16 protein-coding genes are annotated in these 16,627 nt (G+C 56.6%); 7 read left to right on the top strand and 9 right to left on the bottom strand.

What is annotated here, in order from left to right:
• Positions 1-93: 93 nt before the first annotated feature.
• The 3 genes from ACZRJQ_RS15165 to ACZRJQ_RS15155 all read right to left on the bottom strand — a co-directional run bounded on the left by ACZRJQ_RS15165 (position 94) and on the right by ACZRJQ_RS15155 (position 2,756).
• Entirely contained in the window at positions 94-408 is a 315-nt protein-coding gene (locus ACZRJQ_RS15165; protein ID WP_463979143.1) for a DUF2388 domain-containing protein, read from the bottom strand.
• A 104-nt stretch (positions 409-512) separates the two neighbouring features.
• Positions 513-2,285, bottom strand: a complete 1,773-nt coding sequence (tfpB, locus tag ACZRJQ_RS15160; RefSeq protein ID WP_463979142.1) for a type IV pilus assembly ATPase TfpB — start codon at positions 2,283-2,285, stop codon at positions 513-515.
• Positions 2,286-2,423: 138 nt separating this feature from the next.
• Positions 2,424-2,756 carry a hypothetical protein gene (locus ACZRJQ_RS15155; protein ID WP_463979141.1) on the bottom strand — a complete coding sequence of 111 codons (333 nt, stop codon included), beginning with the start codon at positions 2,754-2,756 and terminating at the stop codon, positions 2,424-2,426.
• A 127-nt stretch (positions 2,757-2,883) separates the two neighbouring features.
• Here ACZRJQ_RS15155 and ACZRJQ_RS15150 point away from each other — a divergent pair, with 127 nt between their 5' ends.
• The gene (locus ACZRJQ_RS15150; RefSeq protein ID WP_463979140.1) at positions 2,884-3,348 is read left to right on the top strand and encodes an Lrp/AsnC family transcriptional regulator; all 465 of its coding nucleotides are present in this window, start codon (positions 2,884-2,886) and stop codon (positions 3,346-3,348) included.
• Positions 3,349-3,498: 150 nt separating this feature from the next.
• Here ACZRJQ_RS15150 and ACZRJQ_RS15145 read toward each other — a convergent pair whose 3' ends face one another.
• The 5 genes from ACZRJQ_RS15145 to ACZRJQ_RS15125 form a co-directional block, all read right to left on the bottom strand.
• On the bottom strand, positions 3,499-4,434 hold the full coding sequence (locus ACZRJQ_RS15145) for a hypothetical protein (protein ID WP_463979139.1): 936 nt from the start codon (positions 4,432-4,434) through the stop codon (positions 3,499-3,501).
• Positions 4,435-4,686: 252 nt separating this feature from the next.
• Positions 4,687-5,163, bottom strand: a complete 477-nt coding sequence (locus tag ACZRJQ_RS15140) for a glycine zipper domain-containing protein (protein WP_463979138.1) — start codon at positions 5,161-5,163, stop codon at positions 4,687-4,689.
• A 226-nt stretch (positions 5,164-5,389) separates the two neighbouring features.
• Positions 5,390-7,738 carry an FdhF/YdeP family oxidoreductase gene (locus ACZRJQ_RS15135; RefSeq protein WP_463979137.1) on the bottom strand — a complete coding sequence of 783 codons (2,349 nt, stop codon included), beginning with the start codon at positions 7,736-7,738 and terminating at the stop codon, positions 5,390-5,392.
• The gene (gene fdhD / locus ACZRJQ_RS15130) at positions 7,735-8,574 is read right to left on the bottom strand and encodes a formate dehydrogenase accessory sulfurtransferase FdhD (protein WP_463979136.1); all 840 of its coding nucleotides are present in this window, start codon (positions 8,572-8,574) and stop codon (positions 7,735-7,737) included. The genes ACZRJQ_RS15135 and fdhD overlap by 4 nt, the downstream gene beginning before the upstream one ends.
• 94 nt (positions 8,575-8,668) lie before the next feature.
• The gene (locus tag ACZRJQ_RS15125) at positions 8,669-9,556 is read right to left on the bottom strand and encodes a LysR family transcriptional regulator (protein WP_463979135.1); all 888 of its coding nucleotides are present in this window, start codon (positions 9,554-9,556) and stop codon (positions 8,669-8,671) included.
• Between the two features lie 114 nt (positions 9,557-9,670).
• On the opposite strand from ACZRJQ_RS15125, the gene lysM reads away from it, so the two are divergent.
• Positions 9,671-10,111, top strand: coding sequence for a peptidoglycan-binding protein LysM (lysM, locus tag ACZRJQ_RS15120; protein WP_463979134.1), 441 nt, complete (start codon positions 9,671-9,673; stop codon positions 10,109-10,111).
• Positions 10,112-10,195: 84 nt separating this feature from the next.
• Here lysM and yrfG read toward each other — a convergent pair whose 3' ends face one another.
• Entirely contained in the window at positions 10,196-10,858 is a 663-nt protein-coding gene (yrfG, locus tag ACZRJQ_RS15115; protein WP_463979133.1) for a GMP/IMP nucleotidase, read from the bottom strand.
• Between the two features lie 88 nt (positions 10,859-10,946).
• Between yrfG and nudE the strand changes: the two genes are divergently transcribed.
• The 5 genes from nudE to ACZRJQ_RS15090 all read left to right on the top strand — a co-directional run bounded on the left by nudE (position 10,947) and on the right by ACZRJQ_RS15090 (position 16,546).
• Entirely contained in the window at positions 10,947-11,513 is a 567-nt protein-coding gene (gene nudE, locus ACZRJQ_RS15110) for an ADP compounds hydrolase NudE (RefSeq protein WP_463979132.1), read from the top strand.
• A 2-nt stretch (positions 11,514-11,515) separates the two neighbouring features.
• On the top strand, positions 11,516-12,352 hold the full coding sequence (gene cysQ / locus ACZRJQ_RS15105) for a 3'(2'),5'-bisphosphate nucleotidase CysQ (RefSeq protein ID WP_463979220.1): 837 nt from the start codon (positions 11,516-11,518) through the stop codon (positions 12,350-12,352).
• A 512-nt stretch (positions 12,353-12,864) separates the two neighbouring features.
• Positions 12,865-13,398: a DUF3304 domain-containing protein gene (locus tag ACZRJQ_RS15100; protein ID WP_463979131.1), complete on the top strand. Its 534-nt coding sequence runs from the start codon at positions 12,865-12,867 to the stop codon at positions 13,396-13,398.
• A complete protein-coding gene (locus ACZRJQ_RS15095) occupies positions 13,383-13,913 on the top strand; it encodes a DUF3304 domain-containing protein (RefSeq protein ID WP_463979130.1) in 531 nt (176 codons plus the stop codon). The genes ACZRJQ_RS15100 and ACZRJQ_RS15095 overlap by 16 nt, the downstream gene beginning before the upstream one ends.
• Entirely contained in the window at positions 13,898-16,546 is a 2,649-nt protein-coding gene (locus ACZRJQ_RS15090) for a T6SS phospholipase effector Tle1-like catalytic domain-containing protein (protein ID WP_463979129.1), read from the top strand. The genes ACZRJQ_RS15095 and ACZRJQ_RS15090 overlap by 16 nt, the downstream gene beginning before the upstream one ends.
• The last annotated feature ends 81 nt before the right edge of the window (positions 16,547-16,627 follow it).

The raw sequence follows: 16,627 nt of genomic DNA, 5'->3' as shown, positions 1-16,627 counted from the left end.
AGTAAAGCTTCCCAAAAACCAGTAGGAGCGAGCTTGCTCGCGAAGGCTTTAAGCGCTTCGTGAGCAGGCCCGCTCCTAAAGTAAGGGCAGGGTTTATTCTGCTGTGGCGTTCTTGGCCAAGATGGCGTTGGCCAAGTCCATGTCGCTGATTTTCAGGTTTGGATTGTCAGTGCGCACTTGCTGCATTGCAGATTCCAGGTATGGGCCACGAATTGCACCGTTGCTGGCAACAAAGCTGCCCGCATCATCTTGTGCAGCAATGACTTTGCGGTCTTTTTTGAAGGTCAGGTACGTGGAACCCGTGGTTGCACCTGATGACAGAACGTTGCGCCAGAAGCTGTCGGCCATTGCTGAGCCAACAGGAAGGGACAGCAGGGCCAAGGCGGCGACAGCATATTTGAGACGCATGATGAGTGACTCCGAAATAGTTAACTGACAGGTTTGATTCTAGCGAGGTCGATGTAGTTCCGTGGGTTCGAGCGACAACGTGTCATTTAGCGATGTGCGAGGTATCAGGTGTGAACGGTGGTCACTCTCAATGCTTCTTCCAGTGTTGTTTGGCCCGAGGCCACTTTGTACGCCGCCGCCTGCCGCAGGTCATTCAAACCCTCATTCCAAGCTGCGTGGCGCAGGGCCGGCAGGTTTGTTTCGGGGCCGATCAGCGCACAGAGGGGTTCGCTCATGGGCATTATTTCGTAAACCCCCGCCCGCCCGTGATAACCCGTGTGGCGGCATTCGATGCAGCCAGTGGCTCGCCAAGTGTGAGGCGGCGTGGGCGCAAACCATTTGGGCGCGAAATGCTGCCAGTCGGCAGCACTCAACGCGTGCTCGGTTTTGCAGCTTGGGCACAGGGTTCTCACCAGCCGTTGAGCCATGACCCCCAGCAATGTGGCTTTTATCAGATAAGGCGCGACCCCAAGCTCTTGCAGACGGCTGATGGCGCTGGGCGCATCGTTGGTGTGCAAGGTTGAGAGCACCAAGTGCCCGGTCAGCGCAGCTTGAATGGCAATTTCGGCGGTTTCGAGGTCGCGTATCTCGCCGATCATGATGATGTCCGGGTCTTGGCGCATCAGTGCCCGCACGCCGCTGGCGAAACTCAGCTCGATTGAGGGCTGAACCTGCATTTGGTTAAACGCGGGTTCAATCATCTCGATGGGGTCCTCGATGGTGCACACGTTAATCTGCGGGGTCGCGAGCTGCTTGAGCGTTGCGTACAAGGTGCTGGTTTTACCCGAGCCTGTTGGGCCGGTGATTAAGATGATGCCGTTGCTGCGTGCCGTCATTTGCTGCCAGTGCAGCAGGTCGTGTGGGCTGAATCCTAATTGGTCGAAATCTTTAAGCAACACCTGCGGGTCGAAAATCCGCATCACCATTTTTTCGCCAAACGCGGTGGGCAGGGTTGAAAGCCTTAGCTCGACCTCAGCTCCGCTTGGGGTTTTGGTTTTTATTCGACCGTCTTGGGGTTTGCGCTTTTCGGCGACATTCATTCGGCCAAGGCTTTTAAGGCGGCTGACAATGGCCGTCGTGACCTGCTGCGGAAACTGATAAACGTTGTGCAGCACCCCGTCGATACGAAAGCGCACGCAGCCTTGTTCGCGTCGTGGCTCGATATGCACATCGCTGGCGCGTTGCTCGAATGCGTACTGAAACAACCAGTCAACGATATTCACAATGTGTGCGTCATTGGCGTCAGGTTCTTGATCGACTGCGCCAAGGGTGAGCAGTTGCTCAAGGTTGCCTGTGCTGTTGGCTTTTTGATCGTTAAGCACCGCGCCGCTCACTGACTTTGCCAGCGCAAACAGCTCAAGGCTCAAACGCTCGATTTCAAGCGGGTTGGCGATAACGCGTTTAACGGGGCGCTTTAGCGTGTGGGTTAAGTCGGTCTCCCATCCACTGACGTAAGGCTGTGCGCTGGCAATGGTGACGGCGTGTTCATCTGCGCCAATGGCGAGAATTTTATGCCGTTGGGCAAAGGCAAATGACATAAGGGCCGTGACGGTGGCCACTTCAATCTTGAGAGGGTCAATGCGCAAGTAAGGCTGTTCACACTCTTCTGCCAGCCAGGCTGTCAGGGTTTCAATGTCGAGTGTGTGACCGGGGCGGCGCAGGTCGGGGAGTTGTTGTTCGGCCAAAAACACCAGCGGGTGGTGGGCGTCGCGGGTGACTTGGCGATGGGCAATCAAGGCTTGTTCGGCGTCCTCTTGTGGGATGCGGCCTTGGGCGAGCAGCGCGCTCATCAGGTGTTTCAGGTCGAGCCAGCGATCTGGCGACGAGGCGACGTACATAACAGCTCCATGAGGGTTTATACATCGGCTCAGACGTGTCCTTGTCTGGCCGAGAAAACCCAAGCCTAGTCGCAGTGGTTTTACCTGCGCGGGCTCAATGGTTGCGAACTGTTGCTTGTTTTGCGGGCATAAGGTTTATCAAGACGACTGCCGAATACGGGCTTGGGCGTCCTGAAGGGGGTAAAGCTCCATTTCGCACACGCTGACCAGATTGCGCAGTTTTTCGCCAATCACTTGAGCGCGATGCCAGCTTTGTTCGTCGCTGATAATTTCAATGCGCAGAACCTCCTGTTCTCGAACCACGTCAACCTGCTGTGGAACCAGTTGCTGCAAGGCAAATAGATTAAGCGCTCGGCACAGCACGTCGGCATCGGCCTCGGCCACGATGCGAAAAACTACGGCACAAGGGACGGCGTTGACGGCCCAAACATCGGCGCGGGTGGCGCTGTTCACGGCTTCTAGATGTGGCATGCAAGGGCTCCGGTTTAGGCTGGGGAAATATTCACATGCCCTGCCGGAAATTATTTATCTATGATGCGTGGAATTTGGCTTCTTAAGACTTAAATAAGTCGCCGTTAATCTTTTATAGGGTTTTTTTATGCAAAGTGAATTGGACGCCTATGACCGTCGCATTTTGGCCCTGCTGCAAGAGGACGCTTCGCTGTCCAGTGCGCAGATAGCCGAGAAGGTGGGCTTGTCGCAATCGCCTTGCTGGCGCCGTATTCAACGAATGAAAGACGAAGGCATCATTCGCGGGCAGGTGACGTTACTCGATCGCAAGAAAATCGGCCTTAATACGCAAATTTTTGCCGAGGTTAAATTGAACGCTCACGGGCGTTCCAATTTCACGGAATTCACCGACGCCATTCGTGGTTTTCCTGAGGTGTTGGAGTGTTATGTGCTGATGGGGGCTGTGGATTTTTTGCTGCGCATTGTGACCTCGGATATCGAAGCCTATGAGCGGTTTTTCTTTGAAAAGCTCTCGATGGTGCCCGGCATTCAAGAGGTGAACTCGATTGTGGCGCTGTCTGAAATCAAATCCACCACCTGTTTGCCGGTTTAAAACGAACTAAAAAAACGGCCTTCACAAGGAAGGCCGTTTTCAGTTTTAAACCTGTGCGTGTCAATGAACAAACAGCGCGATCAGGATAATAATCGGGATTGGAATGCCGAGGAAAAACAGCAGAAGTGAGCGCATTTTTATTCTCCAGAGTTAACGAACAGTCGTTGTGGTGGTGTGATCCAGATACGTCACGGCATCGCGGCGACGACCGCCAAAGGTGGCGCAAAGGCTGGCGAAGAACGCACCGATCAACAGCGTGATAAACATCCACAAGGTGGTCCAGGCAGCAACTTTTGCAGCGGTATCAGCGGCTTCCTTGGCTTTGACCTTGGCCTCTTCTACGGCTTGATGAGCCTTGGCGTAGACCTGATCCACTCGCTGCTCGGCTTCTGCTTGGCTCAGGTTGGTACGTTGGGCGACGACTTGGGCAAGATAGGTTCGGTCGTCGGCGCTGAGCTGGCCATCATTGCTCAGGCTGCGTACAAAGATGCGCGTTACAACGCCATGAGCGGCGTCTTCACTGACAGCTGTGCCGCGATCATCACGAAACAGGGTGTCGATGAAGTAATCCGAGTTGTTGCCCGAGCTGTGCTTGGCGCTAGAGCCCGCAGCACTACCGGCTGCGCTGCTCATCGCGGTGGCGGCCCCCGATGCAACGCTGGCCCCGGCTTGCACGCCGCTGCCGATCACGCTGCTCACTGAGCCAGCAACGAGCGTTGCAGTGACCAGTGTGGCCACTGCCCAAGCCAGAAAACCGTGTGCGGTGTCGCGAAAATATACTTCATCACCGTGCAGGTTGGCCCATCTGACCCGCAGACGGCCCGCCAGATAACCGCCCATTCCCGATGCGATAATCTGCGTCACCGCCAGCCAGATGATCGCGGTAATGCCCAGCCCTTTGGCGCCTACACCTTCACCGGACCACGGCGAAACAGCAGAAAAGCCAAGGCCTGCGCCCAGCATCAGTAGCAGCAGAGAAAGCGCGGCAGCGGCGGCAGCACCGGCAAAGATTGCGGCCCACGAAACCCCTGAGTGTGCAGAGGTGTCTTGCAGGGCTGCGGGATAGTGCTCATTAGTCCCGATCATTGTTGTTGTGCTCCTGAAATGGCTGAGTGTGCAGCGTTCAATCAGGAGGTTGCAGGGCTTGTGCCAATTACCAATTTATTAAAATTTCATATCTTTCAATGAGTTAAAAATCCTAGTGTTCCGCTTGGTCATGCAGATTGCATGGTTGACACAATTGGAGGCGGGCGTAATGCCTTGAAATGATTTAGTGGCTTTTTGTTTCGCAATAAAAAACGGGAGCCGTTTGGAGGCTCCCGTTTTTTAGGCATCGTATTAATGGTGACGATGTTTGTTTTTCTTGCGATGGCCATAGGCGTGGCCACGACCACGGTTGTCGTCGCGGTAGTAGCGGCGGTTATCGCGGTCACGGTAGCGGCGATCATCGGCATCGCTTTTGTTGCCCATGTAGTTGCCTAGCGCGCCACCTGCACCGCCGCCAGCGGCTGCGCCGACCAGACTGCCAGTGTTGCCGCCCATGCTGCGGCCCAACACGTTACCGCCTGCTGCGCCCAGAGCGCCACCAATGGCGGCTTCGCCACGGCTGCGTTTGTCAGCACCTACGGCGCTGCCTGCTGCGCCGCCTACACCGGCACCAATAGCGGATCCAGTCGAGCCGCCGAGTTGTTGACCTACTACGGCGCCAAGAACCCCGCCTAATGCGCCGCCTACACCGGCTTCGGTGGTGCCACCGGCCGAGGCTGCGCCACTGACCAGGCCAAGGGACAACAAGAGAATCGAGGTGAGCTTCATAGGTGAGCCTCAAAGGGATGACGGCGCGATCCTGAGGCTCGAAGCGGTTGCTTACAATCGAAATCCGACCAGTAACACGAGTTGTACACAATTCGCTAAGTTATTGTTTTTAGTTGGGAACTTAATGAATATATGACGGTCTGTTAGCTAGTTCAGGCAGGCCGCTTTCGTAAGAAAACGGCCTTTTTTGTGCCTGAAATTTGATGCGAGTACTGACGTCAGCGTGTCAGCTCGCTTTGGCCATAATCAATTTTGATGGGCTGGCGGCTTCCAGATAAATCGCCACGAACTTGGACGTAGGCGTGTGACTGCCGTCGCCCGTGCTTTCCAGCGGCACCAGTGGGTTGACCTCGGGGTAGTAAGCGGCAGCTTGCCCGGCGGGAATATCAAACGCGAGCAGGGTGAAGTTTGTAACCCGGCGCTCATGGGCGTCATTCCAGATCGAAACAATGTCCACCTGCTGCCCCGGCTTGAAGCCCAGACGAATAATGTCGGCTTCGTTGACGAACAGGACATTACGCTGCCCTTTGACCCCGCGATAGCGATCATCCAGTCCATAAATGGTGGTGTTGTACTGATCGTGTGAACGCATGGATTGCAGGATCAGATCCGGCAGCCGCCCTGTGGCGCGAGTGCGAGCATCCACCAAGTCTTGGGGCAATACGTTGACTCGGAAGTTGGCGCGTTGAGTGGGTGTATTCCACTTTCGCGCGCCTGCTGAGTTACCCAGATAAAAGCCGCCAGGGTTTTGAATCCGGGTATTGAAGTCTTTGAAGCCGGGGATGGTGTCGTCAATCAAGTCACGTATACGTCGGTAATCGGCCACAGCCCAATGCCAGTCAATGGGATGGGTGCCCAGTGTGGCAGCGGCAATCCCGGCAATGATCGCAGGCTCTGAGCGCATCTGACTGGACAGCGGCTGCAATTGCCCGTTGGAGGCATGCACCATGCTGAATGAATCTTCCACAGTGACGGCTTGTGGCCCTTCAGCTTGCACGTCGATGTCGGTGCGGCCCAAACACGGCAGGATCAGCGCCTCTTTGCCGTGCATTAAATGGCTGCGATTGAGCTTGGTACTGATTTGCACGGTGAGGTCGCAATTGCGCAGGGCTTGAGCTGTGCGCGGGCTGTCGGGTGTGGCTTGCGCAAAGTTGCCGCCCAGACCAATAAAGACTTTGGCGCGACCTTCAAGCATGGCGTGAATGGCTTCAACCACGTTATGGCCGTTTTCGCGTGGCACCTTGAACTTGAAGCGACGCTCCAGTGAATCAAGAAAGGCCACCGGTGGGCGTTCGTTAATGCCCATTGTGCGGTCGCCTTGCACGTTACTGTGGCCGCGCACCGGGCAAAGCCCCGCGCCTGGGCGGCCGATGTTGCCGCGCAGCAGCATCAGGTTGGCGATTTCCTGAATGGTTTGCACTGAGTGGCGGTGCTGGGTGATGCCCATTGCCCAGCACATGATGACGTTTTTGCCTTTAAGGTACATGCGGGCGGCGCGTTCGATATCGACCAGCGTCAGGCCCGATTGCTCGACGATGTGCTCCCATGAGGTGTCATCAAGGCTGGCGATGTAATCGAGTACGCCTGCAGTGTGTTCATTCAGGAAGGCGTGGTCGAACACCGCGGGTGCGCCAGCGGCTTGAGCGTCACGTTCCCACTGCAACAAAAATTTGGCCATGCCGCGCAACAGCGCCATGTCGCCGCCCAATGCCGGGCGTAAATAGGCTGTGTTGGTAGGGCGGTCACCGTTGGTGAGCATCTCCAGCGGGTGTTGTGGATGTTGGAAGCGTTCTAGCCCGCGCTCTTTGAGCGGGTTGACGCACACCACTTGGGCGCCGCGTTTAACCGCTTCGCGCAGGGGCTCAAGCATGCGCGGGTGGTTGGTGCCGGGGTTTTGCCCCAGTACGAAAATCGCGTCGGCGTGTTCAAAGTCGTCGAACGTCACGGTGCCTTTGCCGACTCCGATACTTTGCGCCAAAGCGACGCCACTGGCTTCGTGGCACATGTTTGAGCAATCGGGAAAGTTGTTGGTGCCGAACGCTCGTACAAACAGTTGGTACAAATACGCGGCCTCGTTGCTGGCCCGGCCCGAGGTGTAAAACTCGGCTTCATTGGGGCTAGCAAGATTGAGCAGGTGTTTGGCGATGAGCGCGTAGGCGGCATCCCAACTGATGGGTTGGTAACGATCGGTTTGGGCGTTGTACGTCATGGGCTCGGTGAGGCGGCCCTGATATTCCAGCCAATAATCGCTTTGTTCCAGCAAGGCGCTGACGCTGTGCTTGGCGAAGAATGCCGCATCCACTCGACGCTTGGTGGCTTCCCAGTTCACGGCCTTGGCGCCGTTTTCACAGAACTTGACCAACCCGCTTTCTGGCGAGTCACCCCAGGCGCAACCCGGGCAGTCGAAGCCGCCGTTCTGGTTGGTTTTGAGCATCATGCGCAAGTTTTTTAGTGCGTTGTCACTGGTCAACCACGCTTGCGCCACACTGATCAGCGCGCCCCAGCCACCGGCTGGGCCTTTATAGGGCTTGTAGCGCGGAGTTGGTTTTTGGTCGGCTTGATGATGAGTGCTCACGCTTGATTCTCCTGCACCGGGCTGTAAACACGCGGTGCGCTTTTTTGTGGCAGATGAATAAGGTTCAGGTTGTGGCGTCGGGCCCATTGCAGTGCCAGGCCGGTAGGCGAAGACAGACTGATCAGGGTTTGAATGCCTGCGCGCAACACCTTCTGAATCAGCTCAAGGCTGCAACGGCTGGTGACGATGGCGGCACCGCCGGTCAGATCAATGTTTTGACGCACCAGTGCGCCGATCAATTTATCAAGGGCGTTGTGGCGGCCGATGTCTTCGCGGCCCATCAAGAGTTCACCCTGAGCATCCATATAGACGGCGGCATGAACCGCGCCACAGTGTTGGCCCAAGGGCTGAAACTCGCTGATGCGCTGGCGCAAACCTTCAAGCCATTGCGCGGGCGGCAGGGGCGCGCCCGGCAGTACATTGAGGTCAGGCAAGGCTTGCTCAACCGCTTCTACACCGCACAAGCCGCAGCCGCTGGTGCCAGCCAGTTGTCGGCGTTGCTGCTTGAGGTTCCAGAACGCACGGCTGGCGATTTCGACCTGCGCGTAGTGCGCCGAGCCTGCGCCAGTGAGCTTGAGGTCGTAGATTTCGCTGGGGTCATGAATGATGCCGCTGCCCAGGCTGAAACCGACGATGAAGTCTTCAAGGTCAGTGGGCGTAACCAGCATCACGGCCTGGCTAATGCCGTTGTAGGCAATCGCCAGTGCGACTTCTTCAGCGAGAGCGGTTTGCGCGCAGGTGCTGTTGTCCAGCGTGACGTAGTGATAGTTCTGGCTGGCAGCAGGCGCGGGCGAATCAGAGGCGGGCGCAGCGCACAGGGGGCGCTTGGCGTTCATAGGGCATTACCGACGGTTTGTTCAGCACTAAGCCTAGGCGCGACACAGTGTCGCGTCTAATCGCTAATGCTGATCTATTGATAGATCGTGTCGATCAAGATGGTGTTGCTGATTTCTGGTACAGCGCAAAGCAGGCTTCAGCCAACGCAGAGCGCGGGGCTTCGCGGCGCATGATCAGGCCCAGATTGGCCAGTGTGTGTGCGTCTTCAATGGGGTGCAGGCGCAGGTCGTCTGTTAACGCATCAAGCCCGCCTTCGAGCGGCATGACAGCGCAACAGAATCCACCCTGTACGGCTTGCAGCAATTGATGGACGGCATCGGTTTGCAGCAGCGGGTGGGGCGTGAGGCCGCGACTGTGGAAGTTGTGGTCAATGGACTGACGAAAGTGCATGCCGCCGTTGAGCAGCCCCAGCGGCAGTTCGATCAACGCCTCCCAGCTCAGGGGTTGGTCACCAAAACTGAAATGGCGTTGATCATAAAGCAGACCCATGCGGGTTTCGCCCAAGGCCAGCGTGTCAAAACGGTCATGGTCGAGGCGGTCCAAATAAGACACGCCGAGGTCCAGCCGGTTGCTGGCCAATTGGTCGAGAATTTGTTCAGAGCTGAGTGCCGACAGTTCAAAGCGCAACTCGGGGTGCGCTTGATGCAGGCGTTGCAATAACAGCAGCGGGTCGAAACTCGATAGTGGCACCACGCCCAAACGCAGCGTACCGATCAGGTTGCCACGACAGGCTGCGGCTTCAGCCTGCAAGCCATCGTAAGCAGCCAAGACTGTTTTGGCCCAGGCCAACACGCGCTCACCGGGGGCGGTAAAGCTTTCAAAGCGTTGGCCGCGATTGACCAGTTGCAGATCAAGCTCTTGCTCAAGGCTGCGTAAGCGCATCGAGAGTGTGGGCTGGGTGATATGGCAGCGCGCGGCCGCTTTGCCGAAGTGACGAGTTTCATCGAGGGCAATCAGGAATTTCAGCTGTTTGATGTCCATCGTCGCTCCGGGTGCAAATCAACGGGCGATTCTAGCGCGCTTGCGTTGGAACCCGCTTCGCCAATGTTGGTCTACGCTCAGTGTCTGGCTATTCCAACCCTAGGAGCGTGAACGATGAGTATTTTTAGCTTTATCAAGGAAGCGGGCGAGAAAGTAATCGACTTGCTGACCCCCGGCAATGCCAATGCCAGTGACGAACTCAAAAAGCACGTTGAGCAGGTAGGTTTGGGAAACCCCAACATCACGGCCACCGTTGAAGGCGACAAAGTGACCGTCAGTGGTGAAGTCGCCACGCAGGAAGAGAAAGAAAAAATCATTCTGGCGGCGGGCAACATCGCAGGCGTTGCCAGTGTTGAAGACAAGATCACGGTGACTGGGCCAACCGTTGTGGCCTCGCGTTTTGTGGTGGTAAAAAAAGGCGACACACTGAGCGCAATTTCGCTTCAGGTGTACGGCAACGCTAACCAGTACAACAAAATCTTCGAAGCTAACAAACCGATGCTCAAGCACCCCGACAAAATTTACCCAGGGCAAACACTGCGTATTCCTGAGTAACACTCTCGACCTTGTAGTCGCTGCCTTAGCCTTGAAGGCCCTTGGGCCTTCTCGCCGCCTTCGGCAGCGGCTACAAGGTGCAGCTCAAAGCCCTTCCAGCAACTCGCGATAATCCCCCAGTGCGGCAAATTCTTCGGTGTCTTTCGGTCCTTTTTTGCTGTCGGGTTGTTTCACGGCCAGCAAGTGAGCAATCCCGAAATCACGGGCGCTGCGCAGAATGGGCAGGGTGTCGTCGATAAACAAACTGCGGCTTGGCTCAAAGCCAATGTCTGCTTGCAAGGCATCCCAGAACGCCGGGCTTTCTTTGGCAAAACCATAGTCGTGAGAGCTGATTAAACGCTCGAAGTAGGGCGCCAACTCAATGCGCTCAAGTTTGAGCGACAGCGAATCGCGGTGAGCGTTGGTAATCATGATGACCCGCTTGCCAGCCTGTTTGATCGCGGCTAAAAAGGTATCTGCATCGGGGCGCAAGGCGATCAGGTCGGCGGTTTCGAGCTTCAGTTCGCGCACCGGAATATTGAGCTCGGCGCTCCAAAAGTCCAGGCAATACCATTTCAATTGGCCTGCATTGCGCTCAAACAGTGGCATCAGTTCCAGGTCTGCCATTGCCCGGCTAATGCCGTGCAGCTCGGCATAGCGTTTGGGCAAGTGTTCAAGCCAAAAATGATTGTCGTAATGCAGGTCGAGCAGCGTGCCGTCCATGTCGAGCAGTACGGTGTCGATGTCGCGCCAAGGTAAAGCGGTCATGCAAAACGTCTCCAGCAGTCGATAAATATCCGAGACAGACAATCGGAAAAGCCGGGGTATAGTAACCCGTTCATATTGAGGAGCCCCTATGCGCCAAAAACCCACCGTACTTGCCCGTGAAATTGTTGCCAGCAGCCGTTTGTTTCGGGTCGAAGAAGTGCAACTGCGCTTTTCCAATGGCGTTGAGCGTACTTATGAGCGGTTGGTGGGGCGCGGCAATGGCTATGGCGCGGTCATGATTGTCGCGATGGTCGATGCCGAGCACGCCATTTTGGTCGAAGAGTATTGCGGCGGCACCGACGAGTACGAAGTGTCTTTGCCTAAAGGCCTGATTGAGCCGGGCGAAGATGTGTTGGCGGCCGCCGAGCGTGAGTTGAAGGAAGAGGCCGGCTACGGCGCTCGCCAACTTGAGCACCTGACTGAGCTGTCGCTGTCGCCCGGCTACATGAGCCAAAAAATTCAAGTGGTCTTGGCAACCGATCTGTATGAGGCGCATTTGGAGGGCGACGAGCCGGAGCCTATGCGTGTGGATCGCGTCAACTTGCGCGAGTTGTCGAACCTGGTGCAAAACCCGCAATTCAGCGAAGGCCGCGCGTTGGCTGCGCTGTATCTGGTGCGTGACTTGCTGACCCAGCGTGGAGTGTTTCCGTCGTGAGTGTGCCTGCTGCGCACTTACCTCATCCATTACTGGCCCCGGTCATTGCACTTGCCCATCGGGCGGGCGAAGCGATTTTGCCATTTTGGCGAGCTGACGTTGCGGTCACCGCCAAAGCCGATGATTCACCGGTCACAGCCGCTGATCTGGCGGCACATCATGTGCTGCTCGATGGCCTGACGGCATTGGACCCAAGCATTCCCGTGCTTTCGGAAGAAGACGCCAACATCGCGCAAAACGTGCGTGAAGGTTGGACGCGCTGGTGGTTGGTTGACCCGCTGGACGGCACCAAAGAATTCATTTCGGGCAGCGAGGAGTTCACCGTCAACATTGCCCTGATTGAGCAGGGCCGCGTGGTGTTTGGCGTGGTGTCGATGCCGACCAGCGGTCGTTGCTACTACGGCGGGGCAGGTTTGGGGGCTTGGCGTGCAGATGCTGACGTGATTGTGCCCATCAGCGTACGCAACACACCGCCAGCCGGCGAAGCCTTGACGGTGGTCGCCAGCCGTCGCCATTCCAGCCCTGAACAAGAGCGTTTGCTGGCCGGGCTCAGTAAGCACTTGGGCGAGTTGCAACTGACCAGTGTGGGCAGCTCGTTGAAATTTTGTTTGTTGGCCGAAGGGGCTGCTGATTGTTACCCGCGTTTGGCGCCGACGTCTCAATGGGACACGGCGGCAGCCCAAGGCGTGCTCGAAGGCGCGGGCGGCGTGGTGCTGCAACTCAACGGCGAGCCTTTTGAGTACCCGGCGCGTGAATCGCTGCTCAATGCGTCGTTTTTGGCCTTGCCCGCAAACGCCCCCTGGCGTGAACAATTGCTGGCTTTGGCTCAGGGCCAGTAGCAACGTAGGAACTTGTATGGTTGAGGTGCCACCGGCTATGCCCGACATCAACCCTAAGCTAAACCATCAGTCAATACGTGCATTAACGGGTAGAAAACACTAAGGTATTTGCCCGTTTTCGCCATTGTTGCTGGCGAGCGTTTGATTTGAACCATTACCGATGCACACGGAGGTGCCCGGTACTTCGGCTGCTAACGACCGGCTAATACCGCTCGCGGGCTATGATCGAAGAGCGGCTTCGCATTGCGCCCTCAAGTCGGGGCCGTGTTGTAAGCCGTAAATCCATGCTCACACGTGAGGAACAACGGATGTTCAGTCCTGCCTGTGCCAACGCATTACGGTCGCCATCTCATTGGCCGACGCGCCATCCCACTGGATTACCAGCACGCACTGCTCAATCAGCAGGGCGAAGCTGTGCGTGCAGAGCGTTGCGCCCCCCTAACCAGCACTGAGCTGCCCGGCCAGCCCGGATACCCCTATCACTTTCCTCAAAAAATGGAGGAGCCGAAGACATGTCCGAAGCCATGAAGCGTTTGCTGTTTTTAGTCTGTGTTAGCGGCTTAGCGCTGCAAGGTTGTGCTGAGCCGAAGCCCAAAATGCTGGGGGCGCCGATTGAGGGTTATAGCCATACCTCGGCGGCGATTAATCGCTTTTCGGTCAACGGCAATGGCGGCCCGAATCTCAGCCCCTATGGCTATAACGGAGGGCAAATGTGCTGTGTTGCGCTACCGGTTAAGTGGCGCCCTGATTTGACCGTGGTCGTGGAGTGGGAAAAAGATCCTGATCCTTACGATTCAAAAAACTGGCCTGAGCCCAGATATTCCGATGCTTGGCGTAAGGCCGCCAGGGAACACGAAACCCATTACACCCGCCATCGCGTTGTTGCCCCAGTTGCTCGGTATGAACGACTGGGTGTAGTCGATGTTCACTTTTTACCCTGCAATCAAGTTGCAGTGTCGGCTGTTGCCGAGCTACCCGGCCAGCCGGGATACCCATTCAACTTCCCTAGGAAAATGGAGGAGCCCAAGACATGTCCGAAGCCATGAGGCGTTTGCTGTTCTTAGTCTGTGTTAGCGGCCTAGCGCTGCAAGGCTGTGCTGAGCCGAGGCCCAAGATGCTGGGGGCGCCGATTGAGGGGTATAGCCATACCTCGGCAGCGATTAATCGCTTTTCGGTCAACGGCGGCGGCGGGCCCAACATCAGCCCTTATGGTGGTGGAGGCAAGCAAAACTGCTGTGTGGCGCTACCGGTTAAGTGGCGCCCTGATTTGACCGTGGTCGTGGAGTGGGAAAAAGATCCTGATCCACATGCTTACGTAAATTGGCCGCCGCTAGGCACTGACGGTTATAGAGCCGCCTACAAAGTGCATGCGGCTAAATACACCCGCCATCGCGTTGTTGCCCCAGTTGCGCCGTATGAAGAGCTAGGTTTGGTCAACGTGCATTTTTTACCGTGCAACCAAGTAGCAGTGTCAGCCGGTGCTACTTACCCGGGGCGTCCAGATTACCCGTTTCACTACCTTAGGAAAATGGAGGAGCCCAAGACATGTCCGAAGCCATGAGCCCTAAGACCCGGAAGCCAAAGCCGCAATTTATGAGCCCAACCCCAGACTTCAAGATGGGAGGACTGTTACCTGCGACCCCGAGTGATGTGCTAAGTAACTACCGCGTACAGCAAAGAGCCTACAACGAGTTTGAGCAGCAGGCTATGGACGAAGCTCGTGCTGCGAGCCGACCTTACGTCGGCCCGCCGTGTATGAAAATTTTGTCCATCACCCTGTGCTTTGATGGCACCAACAACCATGAGCCCAGCGACAACATCGCCAAGCCTTCAACGACTACGAATGTGGCTCGTTTGTACCATGCCAGTTTGGGCAGGACTGAGCATAAAGCCTTCGACTATGAGGGGTTTTATGCTTACTACATGCCGGGCGTTGGCACTGAGTTCAAGGAAATAGGCGAGTTTGAGCCCAGTTCGCTGGGGTTGATGATGTCTATTGGCGGTGAGAACAGAGTTAACTGGGGGCTGACCCGTTTGATTGACGCACTCAAAAAGGCCACCGGCAACAAGCCACCAACCATGGACGAAAGTTACAGTTTGGTTCAAAAAATGGGCACCAGCGTTACTGCAGACGCCCTCGGCGCCTCCTTGTTCAAAAGCAGCTACGCCCGCCGTCAAGACGCACTGCAACAACCGCTGGCCGAGCTAAAAAGCCAAATCGAGGCCTGCCATAGCGCTAAAAGCATCGCCCCAATCAAGGCGTTGCGTCTGTTTGTGTACGGCTTTTCACGAGGCGCTGCTGAGGCGCGGGCGTTTGCCACTTGGCTCGAAGCCCTGACCAAGGTCGAGGTGGAAGGCAGCACCTGCTACCTGTTTGCCGGGCTGCCGATCAAGATTGTGTTTATGGGTTTGTTCGACACCGTGGCCTCGGTGGGCATCCCTTATTTAGTGCCGTTTGCGGCCGGGCATATGGGCTGGGCCGATGGCAGCATGCGTTTGCCCGATTCAGAGCAGTTTTTGGAGCGCTGCGTACATATGGTAGCTGCCCATGAGCAGCGCAGTTGCTTCCCGGTGGACTCGATACGGCGCAAAGCCAACCCCGACGACCCGCAGTGCGTTTCGACCTACCGCAACGGCACCGATGAGTTTATGTACCCCGGTATGCACTCGGATGTGGGCGGTGGTTACCCGCCGGGCGATCAAGGCAGGGCATCAGAAGGCACCCATGAAGTGTTGTCGCAAATTGCGCTGCATCACATGTTTGACGAAGCCTACAAAGTGGGGGCTCCGTTGCAGGCGCCTAAAGAAGCTCTCACTGTTGAACTGGAAGATCGCTGGCCATGGTTGGTGATGGATGGTGATACCCGAAACGAATACGACGTTGGCCCCACCCTCATTAACCGCTTCAACACCTGGCTGGACAACATGGACAACGGCCCGTTGGAGGAGGTCATGGCCCGTGAAGCGGGGTTGATCACCGGTTGGCGGATCAACCGTTACGCCAAGGGCCGAGCCCGGTTCACCGGCTCGTATCGTAATGTCATGAAGGTGACGAAAAACGAGGCGGGCAAGCCTGAAACGCCCGACATGAACAATGAAGAGCGCACCGCTTTCAAAAAGCTGCACAACTTGCAGCTGGCTGAAGATGTGGCTCGCCTTAAGGGTGAGGCACCGCCGGTGCTGTCTGAGGCCGATGAAAAACAGCGGGACGCCTGGAAGAAAATCAAAAGAAGCTACGAAACCCGCACCGGAACGTCGCCCGGCATCCCGGAATTCAACACCAGTAAGGATTTCGAACCGAACCTGGACTGCCAGCAATTGATCAATGCGATGGACGACTTTCGGCGCGATTACGTGCCGGAGTGGAGGCTGAGCGCCTCGGAAATGCTCGGTTTAGGCACGTTGGCCAATACCTTGGTGGGCGGGTTGGTGTACATGACCAACAGCCAGGATGAAGCCCAGCACTACGCCGATTTGCGGGCTGCCGGGGAGGCTTGCGAGGCGCAGCTGTTTGGTCACCAAGGCAAACCGGTGGACGACAGAGCCTGGTTGATCGTCGGCCTGTTTGACGAGCATGTGCATGACTCGCGGGCCTGGTTTATGAACTCGGCCTTAAACGAACGCGAATTGTTCAGCGACTACTTTCGCTATCGCGGCATCTTTTTTGACAATGAGTCCAACAACGAACTGTCCTTGGTCGTGGCTGCCGGGCAGGTGGTCGGTGTAGGGCTGGCCGTGGCCAGTGTGGGGCTGAGTGTAAAACGTCACGACCCACGGTTTTTGGTGGGGCTGATTATTCCTAGTTTGGGTACACCGGTGTTTCGCGGCAAAGTGGGCTTGCCCATCATCAGTGCGTTTGACAACGTCACCGGGCGCGTATTGCCGATGCTTGAAGGGCTGGAGTCCATTAGGGCCTACACCAAAGACCCGGGCAGCGTGGTTAAAGCCGTGCAAGCCTTACCTGCCCCGCCTGCACTGACCGAGAAAAACGCCACAACGGACAACCTGATCGCGGTGCTCAAGGGTGTGGCCGCCCCCTGGCAAGCCCAGCCACAGAGCGCAAGTAATGAAATTGCCTACAGAGCCTCCCCCAGAGGCCCGGTTATCGACAGCGATGATCAAGCGATTGCGGCATTGATCGGCGAGTACGTGATCGGTGCGCCTTATGAGCTGGATATTGATTCAATCGTTTAGCGACTGCGAGAGGCTTGGCCTGCCTGTTGGCGTTTTGTGTTGCCTGCGCAAAAAATCGCTTCGCTGCCGTTAATTCAGGTG

It is taken from the genome of Pseudomonas sp. E315 (assembly GCF_055406205.1).
This window is presented reverse-complemented; position numbering and strand designations above follow the sequence as displayed.

What these genes read in the sequence shown, in the direction of transcription:
- fdhD (WP_463979136.1), bottom strand. Translation starts at nt 8,574, where the DNA reads ATGAACGCCAAGCGCCCCCTGTGCGCTGCGCCCGCCTCTGATTCGCCC.
- ACZRJQ_RS15150 (WP_463979140.1), top strand. Translation starts at nt 2,884, where the DNA reads ATGCAAAGTGAATTGGACGCCTATGACCGTCGCATTTTGGCCCTGCTG.
- ACZRJQ_RS15155 (WP_463979141.1), bottom strand. Translation starts at nt 2,756, where the DNA reads ATGCCACATCTAGAAGCCGTGAACAGCGCCACCCGCGCCGATGTTTGG.
- ACZRJQ_RS15125 (WP_463979135.1), bottom strand. Translation starts at nt 9,556, where the DNA reads ATGGACATCAAACAGCTGAAATTCCTGATTGCCCTCGATGAAACTCGT.
- ACZRJQ_RS15140 (WP_463979138.1), bottom strand. Translation starts at nt 5,163, where the DNA reads ATGAAGCTCACCTCGATTCTCTTGTTGTCCCTTGGCCTGGTCAGTGGC.
- ACZRJQ_RS15090 (WP_463979129.1), top strand. Translation starts at nt 13,898, where the DNA reads ATGTCCGAAGCCATGAGCCCTAAGACCCGGAAGCCAAAGCCGCAATTT.
- nudE (WP_463979132.1), top strand. Translation starts at nt 10,947, where the DNA reads ATGCGCCAAAAACCCACCGTACTTGCCCGTGAAATTGTTGCCAGCAGC.
- lysM (WP_463979134.1), top strand. Translation starts at nt 9,671, where the DNA reads ATGAGTATTTTTAGCTTTATCAAGGAAGCGGGCGAGAAAGTAATCGAC.
- ACZRJQ_RS15100 (WP_463979131.1), top strand. Translation starts at nt 12,865, where the DNA reads ATGTCCGAAGCCATGAAGCGTTTGCTGTTTTTAGTCTGTGTTAGCGGC.
- ACZRJQ_RS15095 (WP_463979130.1), top strand. Translation starts at nt 13,383, where the DNA reads ATGTCCGAAGCCATGAGGCGTTTGCTGTTCTTAGTCTGTGTTAGCGGC.
- ACZRJQ_RS15145 (WP_463979139.1), bottom strand. Translation starts at nt 4,434, where the DNA reads ATGATCGGGACTAATGAGCACTATCCCGCAGCCCTGCAAGACACCTCT.
- yrfG (WP_463979133.1), bottom strand. Translation starts at nt 10,858, where the DNA reads ATGACCGCTTTACCTTGGCGCGACATCGACACCGTACTGCTCGACATG.
- ACZRJQ_RS15165 (WP_463979143.1), bottom strand. Translation starts at nt 408, where the DNA reads ATGCGTCTCAAATATGCTGTCGCCGCCTTGGCCCTGCTGTCCCTTCCT.
- tfpB (WP_463979142.1), bottom strand. Translation starts at nt 2,285, where the DNA reads ATGTACGTCGCCTCGTCGCCAGATCGCTGGCTCGACCTGAAACACCTG.